The organism is Micromonospora sp. C31 (genome assembly GCF_018070575.1).
GTDB lineage: Bacteria > Actinomycetota > Actinomycetes > Mycobacteriales > Micromonosporaceae > Micromonospora.
In genome coordinates this window covers 386,427-401,345 of sequence record NZ_JAGPXN010000001.1, presented here as the reverse complement: position 1 = coordinate 401,345, position 14,919 = coordinate 386,427, and the positions used below count along the sequence as shown (strand labels likewise).

The following is a 14,919-nucleotide window of genomic DNA, read 5'->3' as shown; positions in this document are numbered from 1 at the left end:
CGGGAGGCGTGCGATGAGTGAGCGGTGGCGCGTGACCGGGGTCCTCGCGGTCGCGCTGTTCGCGGTCAACGTGGTCGCCCGGCTGGTCACCCGGTTCGGCTTCGACGGCGACGACACGGCCGCCGACCGGGTGTCGCTGGGGATGTTCGTGGTGATCGGGCTGGTCCTGGCGGCGGTCGCCTTCGTCTGGGGCAGGCGCCGGCCCGTGGCCGCCTGGGGGGCCGACGTGGCCGCCGCGGTCGGGGTCGCGCTGCTGCTGACGGTGCTGGTGGGGCCGCTGCTGATCGGCGACAACCCGTTCGGCGGGGGCGCGGGCACCTTCTTCGCCCAGATCTGGCTCTACCTCGCGGCGGCCGGCGTGGGCGTGCTGCTCGGCTACCTGCTGCTCACGGCGCTCGGCCTGGACCACCGCTCGCAGTCGCTCAAGCGGTACGCCGAACTCCGGGCCACCAAGCCCCGCCGCGTCGTGCGCCGCTGACCCGCCCCGCCGTGGCCGGACGGGTCAGGCCGGTGGGGTGCGGGTGAGGTACGTGTGGTGGGTGGTGAAGCCCACCGTGCGGTAGAGGCCCACGGCCGGCGTGTTGCGCTGCTCGACCTGGAGGAAGGCGTGCGAGGCGCCGGTCGCGGCGCCCCAGTCGGCGAGCGCGCGGATGATCCGGCTGCCCAGTCCCTGCCGCCTCGCCTCGGGCAGCACCTCGATCAGGCTGAGCCCGAGCCAGCGTCGGCCCTGCCCGGTGACCGTGCCCCGGCCGACGGCGAGCAGCGCGCCGTCGGCGTACACGTGGGCGAAGCGGACCTGGTCCACGGCGGTGAGCACGTGCCGGGCGGCGTCCGGCAGGCCGCCCTTGCGACCGGCGGCGACGGCGAGCCAGTCGTCCGACGGCCCGGTGGCCAGCGTGACCGGCGGCGCCGCGGCGCGTTCCGGCCCGGCCGGCGGCAGCCCCGCCAGCGGCACGGTCTGCACGAGCACGGGCGGCCGGCCGCCCCAGCCGCGGGCGTCCAGTTCCGCGCCGACCGGGGCGGCGAGCGGCAGCGGGGTGTTGACCATCGGCGGCTGGCCGAGGTCGGCGTACCAGCGCTCCACCGCGTCGAGGGCGGCGGGCAGGGGCCGGTCCGGGTCGCCGACGGGCAGCGCCGAGTTGGCCCGGCCCGTCCAGCCGTCGGCGGAGCGCAGCCGCCAGTCGCCGAGCCGCCCCCGTACGGCGGCGGGCCAGGCCTCGTCGGCGGCCAGCTCCAGCTCGAGCACCGCCGCGGCGGTGGGCCGGCGGGCCGGCGGCACCCGCTTGGCCCGGTGCACCTCGGCCAACGGCACCCGGAGCCGGCCCTGCGCGGTGGCGAGCGTGAGGTCGGTCTCGCTCAGCTCGACCAGCTCGCCGAGGGCGTCCGAGAAGAGCGGCCGACCTTCGCGAATCCCCACGATCCGGCGAACCACGATCCGGTGTCCCACATCCTGCTGTCGGAGCACGATCGACCCCCTCCCCGGCGAGATACTAGGCTCTTACCGTCGCGGGTGATCGCGGCGTGTCTTGCGGAGGAGAAGACCGGTGACCTACATCATCGCCGAGCCGTGCGTGGATGTGCTCGACAAGGCCTGCATCGAGGAATGCCCGGTCGACTGCATTTACGAGGGCAACCGGATGCTCTACATCCACCCCGACGAGTGCGTCGACTGTGGTGCCTGTGAGCCGGTCTGCCCGGTCGAGGCGATCTTCTACGAGGACGACGTCCCCGAGCAGTGGAAGGACTACACCGGCGCCAACTACGAGTTCTTCGAGGAGCTGGGCTCGCCCGGCGGCGCCTCGAAGATCGGCAAGGTGGAGAAGGATGCGACCTTCGTCGCCGCGCAGCCGCCGCGCGGCGAGGGCCACTGAACCGGCCCGCGCCGGTCTCGTCGCGGCTGCCGGAGTTCACCTGGGACACCCTGGACGCCGCGGCCACGCTGGCCGCGGCGCATCCTGAGGGCCTGATCAACCTCTCCATGGGTACGCCGGTCGACCCGGTGCCCGAGGTGATCCGGCGGGCGCTGGCCGACGCGTCCGACGCCCCGGGCTATCCGCTGACCGCCGGGACGCCGGTGCTGCGCGAGACGATCGCGGCCTGGGTCGCGCGGGCCTGCGGCGCCGGCGTCGACGGCCTCGGCGTGCTGCCCACGATCGGCTCGAAGGAACTCGTCGCCTGGCTGCCCACGCTGCTCGGGATCGGTCCCGGCGACGTCGTCGTGGTGCCCTCGGTCGCCTACCCGACCTACGAGGACGGGGTCCGGCTCGCCGGCGCCACCGTCGTACGCGCCGACTCGCTGACCGCCGTCGGCCCCACCCCCCGCGTGCGCCTGGTCTGGGTCAACTCGCCGGGCAACCCGACGGGTCGGGTGCTGCCGGCGGCCCACCTGCGCAAGGTGGTCGACTGGGCCCGGGAGCGCGGCGCGGTGGTCGCCAGCGACGAGTGCTACCTGCCGCTGGGCTGGTCCGCCGAGCCCGTCTCGGTGCTCTCGCCCGAGGTCTGCGGCGGCTCGTACGACGGGGTGCTGGCCGTGCACTCGCTCTCCAAGCGGTCCAACCTGGCCGGCTACCGGGCGGGCTTCGTGGCGGGCGACCCGGCACTGGTGGCGGAGCTGCTCAAGGTCCGCAAGCACGCCGGGATGATCGTGCCGGCGCCGGTGCAGGCGGCGATGGTGGCCGCGCTGCGCGACGAGCGGCACGCCGACGAGCAGCGGGAGCGCTACCGGGTCCGGCGCGACGCCCTGCACGCCGCGTTCACCGGCGCGGGCTTCACCGTCGAGCACTCCGAGGCCGGTCTCTACCTCTGGCTGACCCGGGGCGAGGACTGCTGGGAGACGGTCGACTGGCTGGCCCGGCGGGGCATCCTCGTGGCCGCGGGCGTCTTCTACGGCCCGGCGGGACGGCAGCACGTCCGGGTGGCGCTGACCGAGTCCGACGAGCATGTGGCGGCGGTCGCCGACCGGCTCGCCCAACCCTGAGCGGCCGGGGTGGACCGATGGTGCGCGGGATCGGCGGCACGGCACGGGCCGCGGTGGTCGGCGCCGGCCTGATCGGCGGTTCGGTCCTGCTCCGGCTGCGCGACGCCGGGCTCGACGTCGCCGGATGGGATCCGGACCCGACCACCCGGCGGTACGTCCGGGAGCGCGGCCTCGCCTGCCCGGACACCGCCGAGGAGGCGGTCGCGGGCCGCGACGTCGTCTTCCTCTGCGGTCCACTGCCCAGCCTGCCCGAGATGCTGTGCCGGGTGGCCGTCGCCACCGACGAGGAGTGCGTGCTCACCGACGTGGGCAGCACGAAGGCGGAACTGGCCGCCTTCGCCGCCGCGCGGGGCGTGGGGCACCGCTTCGTTCCCGGGCATCCGATGGCCGGCGCCGAGCGGGCCGGTGTCACCTCGGCCAGCCCGACGCTGCTCGACCGGGCCGCCTGGGTGCTCTGCCCGGGGCCGACCGGGATGCCGGCGTTCCGTCGGCTCGCCCCGCTGATCATCGAGGCGTTCCGGGCCAGGTTGGTGCCGATGTCACCGGAGCAGCACGACACGGTGGTCGCGCTCTCCTCGCACGTGCCGCACCTGCTGGCTGGCGCGCTGGCGGGGGCGGCGCAGGAGGCGCCGCTGCGCGACGCAGTGCTGGGTCTGGCCGCCGGCAGCTTCCGTGACGGCAGCCGGGTCGCCGCGACCCCCGCCGAGCGCACCGCCAACATGCTGCTCGGCAACCGGGAACGCGTCATCGAGGAGTTGGCCCGGGTCACGGCGTTCCTCGACGGACTGGCCGGGGCGGTCCGGGCGGGCGACGCCGCGGCGCTCACCTCGCGGTACCGCGTGGCGGCGTCGGCACGGGCCGCGCTGTCCGGGCGCCGGTTCGTCAGCCGGGGGCGCCGCTTCCCCGTCGCCGGCGACGTCGCCGTGGAGGTCGCGTACCTGTGGGAGCTCGGGGCGGCCGGCGGACACCTGAGCGGGTGCCGGGTCGATGCCGGCACGGTCTCGTACGTCGCACACCTCCCGGCGGATCCCGAGCCGGCCTGAGCGTCGCTCCGGGGTCGGCCTTCGGGCCCCGGCGGCCCGTGGCGCGAGACAGGCGACGGCGGACGGGAGTGCCGTTAGGGTGGGGGCATGGTGGACGGGCCGGTGGTGGCGGTGCGCGGCGAGGCGTACCGGGAGGTGGCTCCGGAGATCGCCCGGTTCTCGGTGACCGCCAGCGCGCGCGACCGGGACCGGGAGGCCACCCTGACCCGGCTGGCCGAGCGGGCCGCAGCGGTCCGGGTGCTGCTCGACGAGAGCCCCGGCATCGACCGGCGGGAGACCGGTGAGCTGCGGGTGAGGCCGGAGACCCGGCGCTCCGGTGAGCGGGTGGTGGCGTACAGCGGCAGCGTGACCACCACCGTGACGGTCAGCGACTTCACCGCGCTCGGCGAGCTGATGCTGCGCCTGGCCGACCAGGACCAGATCGAGGTGGCCGGGCCGTGGTGGTCGCTGCGGCCGGGCAGCCCGGCCCACCGGGAGGCCCGGCACGCCGCGCTCGCCGACGCCCTGCTGCGGGCCCGCGAGTACGCGGAGGCCCTCGGCGCCCGGGTCACCGCCCTGATCGAGCTGGCCGACGCGGGCGCGACGGAACAGCCGATGATGAGCCGGATGGCGTACGCGGCCGGCGGTGTCGAGAGCGGCCCGCCGGAGCTGGAGCTCGATCCGCAGCCGCAGACCGTGCACGCCGCGGTGCACGCGCGGTTCGCGATCAGCGAGCCGGTCCTCGGCTGATGGCCGCCGCCCGGGTCGGCGGGACCGACGAGCTGGTGGCGCGGGCGCGCGCCCTCGCCGAGGCCGGCCCGCGGCAGCTGCTCGGCATCGCCGGGCCGCCCGGCGCCGGGAAGTCGACGCTGGCGGAGCTAGTCGTCGAGGCGGTCGGCCCGGCGGCCCGGCTGGTGCCGATGGACGGCTTCCACCTCGCCCAGGCCGAGCTACGCCGCCTGGGCCGGGCGGAGCGCAAGGGCGCCGTGGACACCTTCGACGCCAACGGCTACGTCTCGACGCTGCGCCGCCTGCGTCGGCTGGAGCCGACGGCGGTCTACGTGCCGGCGTTCCGCCGGGACCTGGAGGAGCCGGTGGCCGGCTCGATCGAGGTGCCGCCGTCGGTGCGGCTGGTGGTCACCGAGGGCAACTACCTGCTGGTGGCCGCGACGCCCTGGGACGAGGTGCGGCAGTTGCTGCACGAGGCATGGTTCCTCGACCTGGAGGCCGAGTTGCGGCTGCGCCTGCTGACCGCCCGGCACGAGGCGTACGGGCGGTCGCCGGAGCAGGCCCGGGCGTGGGCGACCGGCAGCGACGAGGCCAACGCCGCCCTGGTGGCCGGCACCGCGCACCGCGCCGACCTGGTCGTCCGCCTCGCCGAGCCGCCGCCGACGCCGACGCCCTGACGGTCGGCAGCCCGCCGCGTGCCGCTTCGAGCAGGGTGGCCAGCCGGGAGGAGAGCCGGGCCGCCGTCGTGCGGGTCAGCCCGAGCCGCGCCGGGGCGCCGGGACGCCCCGGCGTAGCAGCCACGCCACCCGCGAGCGTTCCCGGTGGAACTCGGGCGCCTCCGGGTAGCCGCTGTGGTTGCGGATCGGGGGGTCCGCCACCTCCCCGTCGCTGGGGTGCAGCGCCTCCGGGTCGCGTACGGGCAGGTCGCGTTCCCCGGCCGTGACCGGCCAGCCGAGCGGGTCGGTGTTGCGCCAGAAGTTGGTCCAGCGGATCCGGCCGCCGGGCGGGGTGAGCGCCTCGGTCAGCGCCGGCAGGCGCTCCGGGCCGAAGTAGCCGGGGAAGACCCGCCCGTAGAGCCGGGTCAGCTGGCAGCCGTACGAGAAGAACCAGATCCGCCGGCGGGTGCGGGCGGGCAGCTGGAGGATCACCGCCGCGCAGATCACCGTGCCCTGGCTGTGCCCGGAGAGGATGATCCCGTCCACACTCCGAGGGTCGTGCCCGGCGAGCGCCAGCAGGCCGGCGGTGCGGGTCTGCAACTCGGGTACGGCCCGTTCGGCATAGCTGGGCGGGGCCAGCGGGTGCGCGGTCCGGGGCCAGAAGGTGCCGACGTCCCAGACCACGCCGACCGAGCGGCGGACGAGTTCGTTGCGGTAGACCAGCAGGCCCACCGCGGCGATCAGCACCGGCAGCCAGCCGAGCAGCCACCCGCCCAGCTCGGAGATCCACGCGACCACCGCCGCGCCGCCGGTCGCCACCGGGGGGTGCGGCGGGCGGCGCGAGAGCAGGGCGGCGCAGGCGAGGGTCGCCAGCGCGAGCGACACGGTGGCGTACCAACCGACCAGTCGCACGGCGTGCTCGCCGACCAGCCGGTGCAGCGCGCGCCAAGCGCCGACGTCGCGGCTGCGCCGCAGCCCGTGCGCGGAGAGGGGGGCGCCGATGTGCGCCGCCGTCTCCGCGTACTCGCGCCGGCGCAGGCGGAGGTAGAGCAGACCGGCCCGGGCGGCGGTGGCGGCGAGCGCGAGCAGGGCGGCGGCGTAGACGAGCCCGGCCCACAGCACCGGAACCGGGGGCGCCAAGGGTGGGAGGCCGCCCGGCGCCGGGCCGCCGTGCAGCCGGCTGGTGACCCAGTAGAGCAACCCGGCGCTGTAGGAGACGCAGAGCATCCAGCCGAAGCCGGCGATGACCGCCGGCGCCCGGCCGCCCCAGGCCAGGTCGGTGTGGGGCTCCGGGGGCTGTCGCCCGGTCGGCGTCGGGACGTGCGGCAGCAGCAGCCCGGTGGCGGCCAGGGCGACGATCAGGACGACGACCATCCAGTACTCCAGCGCGGCGGGCGGGGGCGGTAGCCGGGGCAGCCACCCGGTGGACCAGGCGAACCCGAGCACGAGCAGCAGGGTGGCCGCCGCCGGCGCGGTCAGCGCCCGCCGCCCGGACCGGGCCACCGCCCCGATCGCGATGAGCAGCAGCAGTTGCCCCGTGCCCAGCCACGCGACGATCCAGTCGAGGCCGGGCAGCGACCGGTCGGCCGGGCAGGCCGGCGCGACGGCAGTGTCGGCGCAGCCGGGGGCCGCACGCAGCTCGGCCAGGGGCTTGCCGGCGGGACCGTCGGGCAGCAGCAGGATCAGCACCGTCCCGGCCAGCCCCGCGGCAGCGAGTACGGCGACGGTGACGCTCCAGCCCCCGAGCGGGGTGGCCCCCGCGCGCCGGGTCAGGCTGGGCCTCGCCAGCGCCACGACCGCGACCAGCACGACGGCGGCCAGCGCCGCGACCGTGGCCCAGGCGACAGCCGCCCGGCCGCCCCGGGGCGGGTCCAGCGCGAGGACCGTGCCCAGCGGCACGGCGGCGGCGACGACCACTCCGGTGCACAGGTGCAGCACGGCGCCCCTGCGCAACTGGCCCTCGCCGTTCCAGAAGGTGCGGTCCTGCAACGGGTTCCCGGGCGGGCCGGGGGGTGGTTCGGGCGCGGCCGGGTCCGGCTCGGGTTGCTCCGGCCCGTCCGTCGACGTGCCGGCCGGCTGCGCGGTGCCGGGCGGGGCGACCGGTTCGGCGGGCATCTGCGCCTCGTAGTGGTAGGTGCGCCAGCTCACCAGCCCGAGCAGGGCCAGCACGCCGAGCGGCAACAGCAGGCCGACGGCCATCGGCCTGACGCCCTCGCTCCACCAGCCCTGCCCCAGGAACTCCCAGGGGCCGGGGATCCGGCGCAGGCAGTCCTGGTCGACGCACTGCCAGCCGACGAGGTCGACCCCGACGGCGGTGAGGGCCAGGGCGAAGGTGCCGGTGAGGCTCAGGCAGAACAGCCGGATGAGCCAGGCCGTGATCCCCGAGGCGCTGTTCCAGCGTTCGGCGCCGGGATCGGCCGGGATGGACGGCCGGGCGTGCAGTGCGACGTTGGCCAGCGTGAACGGGAGCAGCAGCGTCCACAGCGCGCGTTCGATGTCGCGCGCGGTCCGCGCGCCGGAGGTCAACTGCCCCCAGCTGTACGCCTCGACGACGACCGGGTCACCCGGCTCGACGGCGACCGGTTCGCCCGCCTCGCCGACGACCGGGTCACCCGGCTCGACGGCGACCGGACCGACCGGCTCGGCGGCGGGGGAGCGGTAGAAGCCGGTGACCGGGCCGCCCGCGACGAGCCACGGCGGCGGGGGCGTGTCCTCCCCGGGGGCCGGGCGCAGGCCGAGGATCTGGCCCGGGGGCGTGTTGGAGACCCCGTGCACGCGCAGTTCGAGGACCCGACCGTCCATGCTCACCCCCTGGTGGCGACGTCACCACCCACAGTGCCGGGTGCGGGGTGCTAAGCGCCAGGATCGGAGGGTGTTTGTGCAGGTGGTGGGCTTGATCGTGGTCAGTCGAGCTGGCGTACGACCCGGGCCGGGTTGCCCACGGCGACGACGTTCGCCGGCAGGTCCTTCGTCACCACGGCACCCGCGCCGACGACGGTGTCCGCCCCGATGGTGACGCCGGCGAGCACGATGGCCCCGCCGCCGAGCCAGACGTTGTCGCCGATGGTGATCGGTCTGGCCGCCTCCCACTTGTCGCGGCGGGGCCCGGGCTCGACGGGGTGGGTGGGGGTGAGCAGTTGCACGTTCGGTCCGATCTGGACGTCGGCGCCGATGGTGATCGGGGCGACGTCGAGAAGGACGGCGTTGAAGTTGACGAAGCTGCGGGGTCCGATGCGGACGTGCCAGCCGTAGTCGACGTAGAGCGGTGGCCGTACGCTCGTGCCCTCGCCCACGTCGCCGAGCAGGTCGCGCAGGGCGGCGAGCCGGGCCTCGGGGTCGGCGGCCGGGCTGCCGTTGAAGCGTTCCATCAGCCGTGTGGCCCGGCTCAGGTCGGCGGCGATCTCCGGGTCGTCGGCGAGGTAGGGCTCGCCGGCCAGCATGCGTTCCTTCATGGAGCTCACCGGCAGATCATCCCCGATTGTCCGGCCCGGGCGTTGGCTGGTCCGTCATCTTCGTGTCTTCATTTTGCATACCCGGTATGCAAGTCTGATGACGGTCAATGCGTCTCTCCCTACAGGTAGTAACGCCCGACGAGGAGGATCCGTTGCAGCGAAGAAGAAGAAGACTGGTCGGTCTCGGCCTGGTGCTCGGCGTGGTGCTGGGGACCCCCGGCGCGGCCGTGGCCCAGGCACCCGCCGATCCGGCCGCCCGACCCGACCCGACCGCGTCGTCGTCGGCCCGCGCCGGCAGCCGCCCGGTCACCGTCACCCTGCTCACCGGCGACCGGGTCACCGTCACCGGCTCCCGGGCCAGCGTGCGCCCCGCCCCCGGGCGCGAGGACGTGCGCTTCCTGACCCGACGCGACCGGGGCCACCTCTCCGTGGTGCCCGAGGACGCCGTGGCGCCGATCCGCGACGGGCGGGTCGACCGGCGGCTGTTCGACGTCACCGAGCTGGTCTCCGCCGGCTACGACGACGGCCGGCGCGACGACCTGCCCCTGCTGATCACGGGCGGTGCCGGCGCGGCTCGGCGTTCGGCCGTGCCCGGCGGGGTGACCGTCACCCGCGAGCTGCCCGCCGTCGGCGGGCTCGCCGCCACGGCCAGCAAGCGGCGCACGACCGAGGTCTGGGCGGCGGTCACCGCCGCCGGTGCACGGGTCGGCGTGGCAGGGGGCGCCGACCGGATCTGGCTCGACGGCCGACGACGCCTCACGCTCGACCACAGCGTGCCGCAGATCGGCGCGCCGGAGGCCCACCGGGCCGGATACACCGGCCGGGGCGTGCGGGTCGCGGTGCTGGACACGGGGATCGACGCCACGCACCCGGACCTGGCCGGGCGGGTGGCCCAGGTGCGCAACTTCACCGAGGAGTCCGCGCCGGGCGACGTGGTCGGGCACGGCACCCACGTCGCCTCGATCGTCGCCGGCAGCGGCGCCGCCTCCGGCGGCCGGCTCCAGGGCGTGGCCCCGGACGCGACGCTGCTCGACGGCAAGGTCTGTGAGACCAACGGCTGCCCCGAGTCGGCGATCCTCGCCGGCATGCAGTGGGCCGCGGCCGAGCAGCGGGCCCACGTGGTCAACCTCAGCCTCGGCGGCTACGACACCCCGGAGGTCGACCCGCTGGAGGAGGCCGTCAACACGCTCACCGCGCAGACCGGCGCCCTCTTCGTGATCAGCGCCGGCAACTCCGGCCGGTTCGCGCCGGTCAGTTCCCCCAGCACCGCCGACGCCGCCCTCTCGGTGGGCGCCGTCGACCGCGCCGACAGCCTCGCCGACTTCTCCAGCCGCGGCCCACGCACCGGTGACGACGCGCTCAAGCCCGACATCACCGCCCCGGGCGTGGAGATCGTGGCGGCGCGCAGCCGCGACGGGGTGATCGGCGACCCGGCCGGCAACGGTTACGTCTCGCTCTCCGGCACCTCGATGGCCGCCCCGCACGTCAGCGGCGCGGCGGCGCTGCTCGCCCAGCAGCACGCCGGCTGGAAGGCGGACCGGCTCAAGGCCCTCCTGATGTCCTCGGCGAAGCCGCATCCCGAGCTGACCGCGTACGAGCAGGGGGCCGGGCGGGTCGACCTGGCCGACGCGGTCCGGCAGACGGTGACCAGCGACCCGCCCAGCGTGTCGCTCGGGCGGGCCCTCTGGCCGCACGACGACGACGCCCCGATCACCCGCACGGTGACCTGGCGCAACGACGGCACCGCCGCCGCCGGGCTGGACCTGGCCGTCGAGGTGACCGGCCCGGCCGGCAGGCCGGCCCCGGCCGGCATGTTCACTCTCGACGCGAGCCGGATCACCGTGCCGGGCGGCGGCACGGCGAGCGCCACCGTCACCGCCGACACCCGCGTCGACGGCCCGGACGGCCACTACACCGGCCGGATCGTCGCCCGCTCCGACGGCAAGATGGTGGCGGTCACCCCGCTGGCCGTGCACCGGGAGGTGGAGAGCTACACCTTCACCGCCCGGCACCTCGACCGCGCCGGCGCGGTCACCGGCGAGCACAGCACCACGCTGGTCTCCCTGAGCGAGCTGAACCCGTACGACCTGTACGACCCGGACGGCACCGCCGAGGTGCGGGTCCCCAAGGGCCGGTACGGGCTGGTCAGCTACGTGCTCGACGTGGCCGGCGAGGAGGTCACCGCGGTCACCCAGCTCGTCCAGCCGGAGCTGCTGGTCGCCGGGGACACACGGATCAACCTCGACGCCCGCCGGGGCAGGCCGGTCCGGATGAGCGTCCCGCAGCGCTCGGCCACCCCGGCGCTCGTCGTCACCGAGGCGAACTTCATCGCCGAGACGGGCGGCTACACCTTCGGCCTGCTGGACTCCGACTTCGACGGTCTCTTCACCGCCGGGCTCGGGCAACCGGTGCCCGCGGAACGGTTCGTCGCCACGGTCAGCAGCCAGTGGGCCGACCTCGAGGCCGCGAGCAGCCCCTACCTCTACGCGCTCAGCGAGGCCGTGCCGGGCCGGATGCCGACCGGCTTCGTCCGGCACTACCGGGCGAAGGACCTGGCCACGGTCACCCACCGGTTCAACGGCGGCAGCCCCGGTCTGGTCACCGAGCGGGTGGTCTTCCCACACCGGGATCCCGATTTCGGCGGCTGGGCGGTCGGCGTGCCCACCGCCACGCCGGGACAGCGGGTCGAGCGCTACAACACCCGGGGGGTGCGCTGGTCGTCCGAACTGTTCTTCGGGGCGCCGACCCCGGACGGCTGGACCGACCTCAAGGCGATCCTGTTCTCCGAGGAACGGAGCCTGCGCCCCGGGCGGCACCACCGGGAGAGCTGGAACAGCGCGCCGTACGGGCCGTCGTTCCCGGCTGCCGGGATCACCCGCCGGGGCGACCGCATCGAGGTGGGCCTGCCGCTGCACAGTGACGCCGAGGGGCACGCCGGCGGCTCGGTCGCCGACACCGCCCGCACCGCCCTCTACCGCGACGGGGTGCTGGTCGGGGAGATCCCCGAGCCGGCGTACGGCGGGTTCGACGTGCCGCCGGGCGCGGCCGACTACCGGCTGGAGGTGTCGTCGAAGCGGAGCTTCACCGACCTCGCCACCGAGGTGGCGGCCACGTGGACGTTCCGGTCCCGGCACGTCGCCGGGGACGACCCGGCCGCGCTGCCGGCGTCGGCGATCCGGTTCGCGCCCCGGCTCGACGGGGACAACGCCGCCCCGGCGGGCCGGAGCTTCACGATCCCGGTCCAGGTGCGGCGGCAGCCGGGCGCGCCCTCGGCCCGGGTCGCCGCGCTGACCGTCGACGCCTCGTACGACGGCGGGAAGACCTGGCAGCGGGCCCGGGTCCGCGGCGGCGGGGACGGCTGGACGGCCACCGTGCGGCACCCTGCCGGCATCGGACACGTCTCGCTGCGGGCCACCGCCCGGGACACCGCCGGCAACACGGTGACCCAGCGCGTGATCCAGGCGTACCGCCTGCGCTGAGGCGTACCCCCGTCGGGTCCGCGGCCGACCGCGGGCCCGACGGGGGCGACCGTCAGTCGTTGGCGTGCAGCGCGGCGTTCAGCTCGATGCCCCGGCCGCTGCGCTGCTTCGCCTCCAGCGCACCGGTGACCGAGTTGCGCCAGAACAGCAAATTGTCCACCCCGGACAGCTCGCGGGCCTTGACCACCCGCCCGTCCGGCAGAGTGATCTTGGAGGCGGCCGTGATGTAGCAGCCGGCCTCCACCATGCAGTCGTCGCCGAGCGAGATGCCCACGCCGGCGTTCGCGCCGATCAGGCTGCGCTCGCCGATGCGGACCTTGTCGGTGCCGCCACCGGAGAGGGTGCCCATGATCGATGCGCCACCGCCGATGTCGGAGCCGTCGCCGACCACCACGCCCTGCACGATCCGCCCCTCGACCATCGAGGTGCCGAGCGTGCCGGCGTTGAAGTTGCAGAAGCCCTCGTGCATGACCGTGGTGCCAGAGGCAAGGTGTGCGCCGAGCCGCACCCGGTCGGCGTCGGCGATCCGCACGCCCGACGGCACCACGTAGTCGGTCATCCGGGGGAACTTGTCCACCCCGTACACGGCCAGGTGGCGGCCGGCGGCCCGCTCGATGACCCGCAGCTCGTCGACCCGCTCCGGGGGGCACGGCCCGGCGGAGGTCCAGGCCACGTTCGCCAACTTGCCGAAGATGCCGTCGAGGTTGAGCTCGTTGGGCCGCACCAGGCGGTGGGAGAGCAGGTGCAGCCGCAGGTACGCGTCGGCGGCGTCTTTGATCGGCTCGTCCAGCGAGCCGATCACGGTGACCACCTGGACGGTACGCAGCCCGGGCAGCGCCCGGTCGCCGACCGCCCCCGGCGGCAGGTCCAGCACGTCCGCCTCGTCCTCGCCGGCGACCAGCGGCAGCTCGCCGAGGCCCAGCTTGCCGGTCGGGTACCAGGTGTCGAGCACCTGGTCGTCCGCGGTAACGGTGGCCAGGCCGATGCCCCAGGCGGATTCGGACGTCACTGATTCACCTCTCGTTCGTGCTGCGGGCCGGCGAGCCCTGCGCGCCCCGCGTCCCACGCGGGCCACCCGGGAAAGCTCACTCCTCGCGCTCGCCGGATCTGACGGTACCGTGCGAACCATGGAGAACCCGCTGACCCCCGAGGTCCTGGCCGATCCGGTGGCGCTGACCCGCGCGCTGGTCGACATGGAGTCCGTGTCCCTCAACGAGAAGGTGATCGCCGACTGCGTGGAGGAGGTGCTGCGGGGCGTACCGCACCTGACCACGTACCGGCACGGCAACACGGTGATGGCCCGGACCGACCTGGGCCGCGACCAGCGGGTGGTGCTCGCCGGTCATCTGGACACGGTGCCGCTGAACAACAACTTCCCGTCGACCATGCGCGACGACCTGATGTACGGCTGCGGCACCTCCGACATGAAGTCCGGGGTGGCGTACGCGCTGCACCTGGCCGTGCACCTGCCCGACCCGCGCTACGACGTGACGTACTTCTTCTACGAGGCGGAGGAGATCGAGTCGAAGTACAACGGCCTCTTCCTGGTCGCCGAGGCGCACCCGGAGTGGCTGGAGGCGGACTTCGCGGTGCTGCTGGAGCCGACGTACGGCATCGTCGAGGCCGGGTGCCAGGGCACCATGCGCTCGGTGGTCACCACCACCGGCGTACGCGCCCACTCGGCCCGATCCTGGCACGGCGTGAACGCGATCCACGCGGCCGGCGAGGTGCTCGACCGGCTGGCCGCCTACGAGGCCCGACGGGTCACCATCGACGGCTGCGACTACCGGGAGGGGATGAACGCCGTCCGCATCCACGGCGGCGTGGCGGGCAATGTGGTGCCCGACCGGTGCGAGGTCGAGGTCAACTACCGGTTCGCGCCGGACCGGACCCCGGCCGAGGCCGAGGCGCACCTGCGCGAGGTCTTCGCCGGCTTCGAGGTGCGGGTCACGGACTCGGCCGCCGGTGCCCCGCCCGGGCTGGCGGCGGCACCCGCCCAGGAGTTCCTGGCGGCGGTGGGCGCCGCGCCGATCGGCAAGCTCGGCTGGACGGACGTGGCACGGTTCGCCGCGATGGGCGTTCCGGCGCTGAACTTCGGCCCCGGCGATCCGAACCTTGCCCACCACCCGGACGAGCACGTCGAGATCAGCAAGATCCGGGACGGCGCCGCCACGCTGCACCGCTGGCTCGCCTCCGACTGACGACCCGGGGCGGGGCGTTCCCCCGCGTGCACGCGAGGCCCCACGCACGACGGCGGGGCGCCCAGGGCGCCACCGGCGTTCCCCTAGGTGCAGGGAAGGTCCGCGTCGGGCGACGCGGACCTTCCGTGCACGGTGCTGCCGGTGCGGGTCAGACGGTGGTGGACGCGTCGGTGGTGGGCCGGGCGTCGGTCTGGCCGCCCTGATCGGTGGACGGTTCCATCAGGCGGGCGCGGCGGCGCTCGGCCACCACGTCGCGGATGCGGCGCTGCATCTGCCGCCGGATCCGGATCATCTCGCTGTTGCTGATCACGCTGACTCCTCCCCCGAAGGCGCGTGCCGGGGCATACCCGGTATGTGAATAGTAAGACGTCGGTGCGACCGAATTAGTTGCCCAAGATCCGGA

13 protein-coding genes are annotated in these 14,919 nt (G+C 75.1%); 8 read left to right on the top strand and 5 right to left on the bottom strand.

Annotated elements, in window-relative coordinates:
* The first annotated feature begins 13 nt into the window (after nt 1-13).
* Nucleotides 14-478 (top strand): hypothetical protein, encoded by a 465-nt coding sequence (locus tag KBX06_RS01800; RefSeq protein ID WP_210832391.1) that lies wholly within the window; start codon nt 14-16, stop codon nt 476-478.
* 24 nt (nt 479-502) lie between these two features.
* Here the strand turns inward: KBX06_RS01800 and KBX06_RS01795 are convergent, their stop codons facing one another.
* A complete protein-coding gene (locus KBX06_RS01795) occupies nt 503-1,465 on the bottom strand; it encodes a GNAT family N-acetyltransferase (RefSeq protein ID WP_210832390.1) in 963 nt (320 codons plus the stop codon).
* Nucleotides 1,466-1,544: 79 nt separating this feature from the next.
* Between KBX06_RS01795 and fdxA the strand changes: the two genes are divergently transcribed.
* The 5 genes from fdxA to KBX06_RS01770 all read left to right on the top strand — a co-directional run bounded on the left by fdxA (nt 1,545) and on the right by KBX06_RS01770 (nt 5,405).
* Entirely contained in the window at nt 1,545-1,871 is a 327-nt protein-coding gene (gene fdxA, locus KBX06_RS01790; protein WP_091422126.1) for a ferredoxin, read from the top strand.
* Nucleotides 1,868-2,977 (top strand): succinyldiaminopimelate transaminase, encoded by a 1,110-nt coding sequence (gene dapC / locus KBX06_RS01785; protein WP_305798272.1) that lies wholly within the window; start codon nt 1,868-1,870, stop codon nt 2,975-2,977. Before fdxA ends, dapC begins: the two co-directional genes overlap by 4 nt.
* Nucleotides 2,978-2,994: 17 nt before the next feature.
* Nucleotides 2,995-4,020 carry a prephenate dehydrogenase/arogenate dehydrogenase family protein gene (locus tag KBX06_RS01780; protein ID WP_210832389.1) on the top strand — a complete coding sequence of 342 codons (1,026 nt, stop codon included), beginning with the start codon at nt 2,995-2,997 and terminating at the stop codon, nt 4,018-4,020.
* Between the two features lie 87 nt (nt 4,021-4,107).
* Nucleotides 4,108-4,749, top strand: a complete 642-nt coding sequence (locus tag KBX06_RS01775) for an SIMPL domain-containing protein (RefSeq protein WP_210832388.1) — start codon at nt 4,108-4,110, stop codon at nt 4,747-4,749.
* Nucleotides 4,749-5,405 carry a nucleoside/nucleotide kinase family protein gene (locus tag KBX06_RS01770; RefSeq protein WP_210832387.1) on the top strand — a complete coding sequence of 219 codons (657 nt, stop codon included), beginning with the start codon at nt 4,749-4,751 and terminating at the stop codon, nt 5,403-5,405. Before KBX06_RS01775 ends, KBX06_RS01770 begins: the two co-directional genes overlap by 1 nt.
* A gap of 75 nt (nt 5,406-5,480) precedes the next feature.
* Here KBX06_RS01770 and KBX06_RS01765 read toward each other — a convergent pair whose 3' ends face one another.
* Both KBX06_RS01765 and KBX06_RS01760 read right to left on the bottom strand, forming a co-directional pair.
* The gene (locus KBX06_RS01765) at nt 5,481-8,186 is read right to left on the bottom strand and encodes a hypothetical protein (RefSeq protein WP_210832386.1); all 2,706 of its coding nucleotides are present in this window, start codon (nt 8,184-8,186) and stop codon (nt 5,481-5,483) included.
* Nucleotides 8,187-8,287: 101 nt separating this feature from the next.
* Nucleotides 8,288-8,845, bottom strand: a complete 558-nt coding sequence (locus KBX06_RS01760) for a sugar O-acetyltransferase (protein WP_307854384.1) — start codon at nt 8,843-8,845, stop codon at nt 8,288-8,290.
* A 98-nt stretch (nt 8,846-8,943) separates the two neighbouring features.
* Here KBX06_RS01760 and KBX06_RS01755 point away from each other — a divergent pair, with 98 nt between their 5' ends.
* Entirely contained in the window at nt 8,944-12,315 is a 3,372-nt protein-coding gene (locus KBX06_RS01755; protein ID WP_210832385.1) for a S8 family serine peptidase, read from the top strand.
* Nucleotides 12,316-12,367: 52 nt separating this feature from the next.
* Here KBX06_RS01755 and dapD read toward each other — a convergent pair whose 3' ends face one another.
* Nucleotides 12,368-13,324 (bottom strand): 2,3,4,5-tetrahydropyridine-2,6-dicarboxylate N-succinyltransferase, encoded by a 957-nt coding sequence (gene dapD, locus KBX06_RS01750; RefSeq protein ID WP_210832384.1) that lies wholly within the window; start codon nt 13,322-13,324, stop codon nt 12,368-12,370.
* Nucleotides 13,325-13,442: 118 nt separating this feature from the next.
* Between dapD and dapE the strand changes: the two genes are divergently transcribed.
* A complete protein-coding gene (gene dapE / locus KBX06_RS01745) occupies nt 13,443-14,516 on the top strand; it encodes a succinyl-diaminopimelate desuccinylase (RefSeq protein ID WP_210832383.1) in 1,074 nt (357 codons plus the stop codon).
* 148 nt (nt 14,517-14,664) lie between these two features.
* Here dapE and KBX06_RS01740 read toward each other — a convergent pair whose 3' ends face one another.
* Nucleotides 14,665-14,826 (bottom strand): hypothetical protein, encoded by a 162-nt coding sequence (locus KBX06_RS01740; protein WP_210832382.1) that lies wholly within the window; start codon nt 14,824-14,826, stop codon nt 14,665-14,667.
* Nucleotides 14,827-14,919 lie beyond the last annotated feature (93 nt).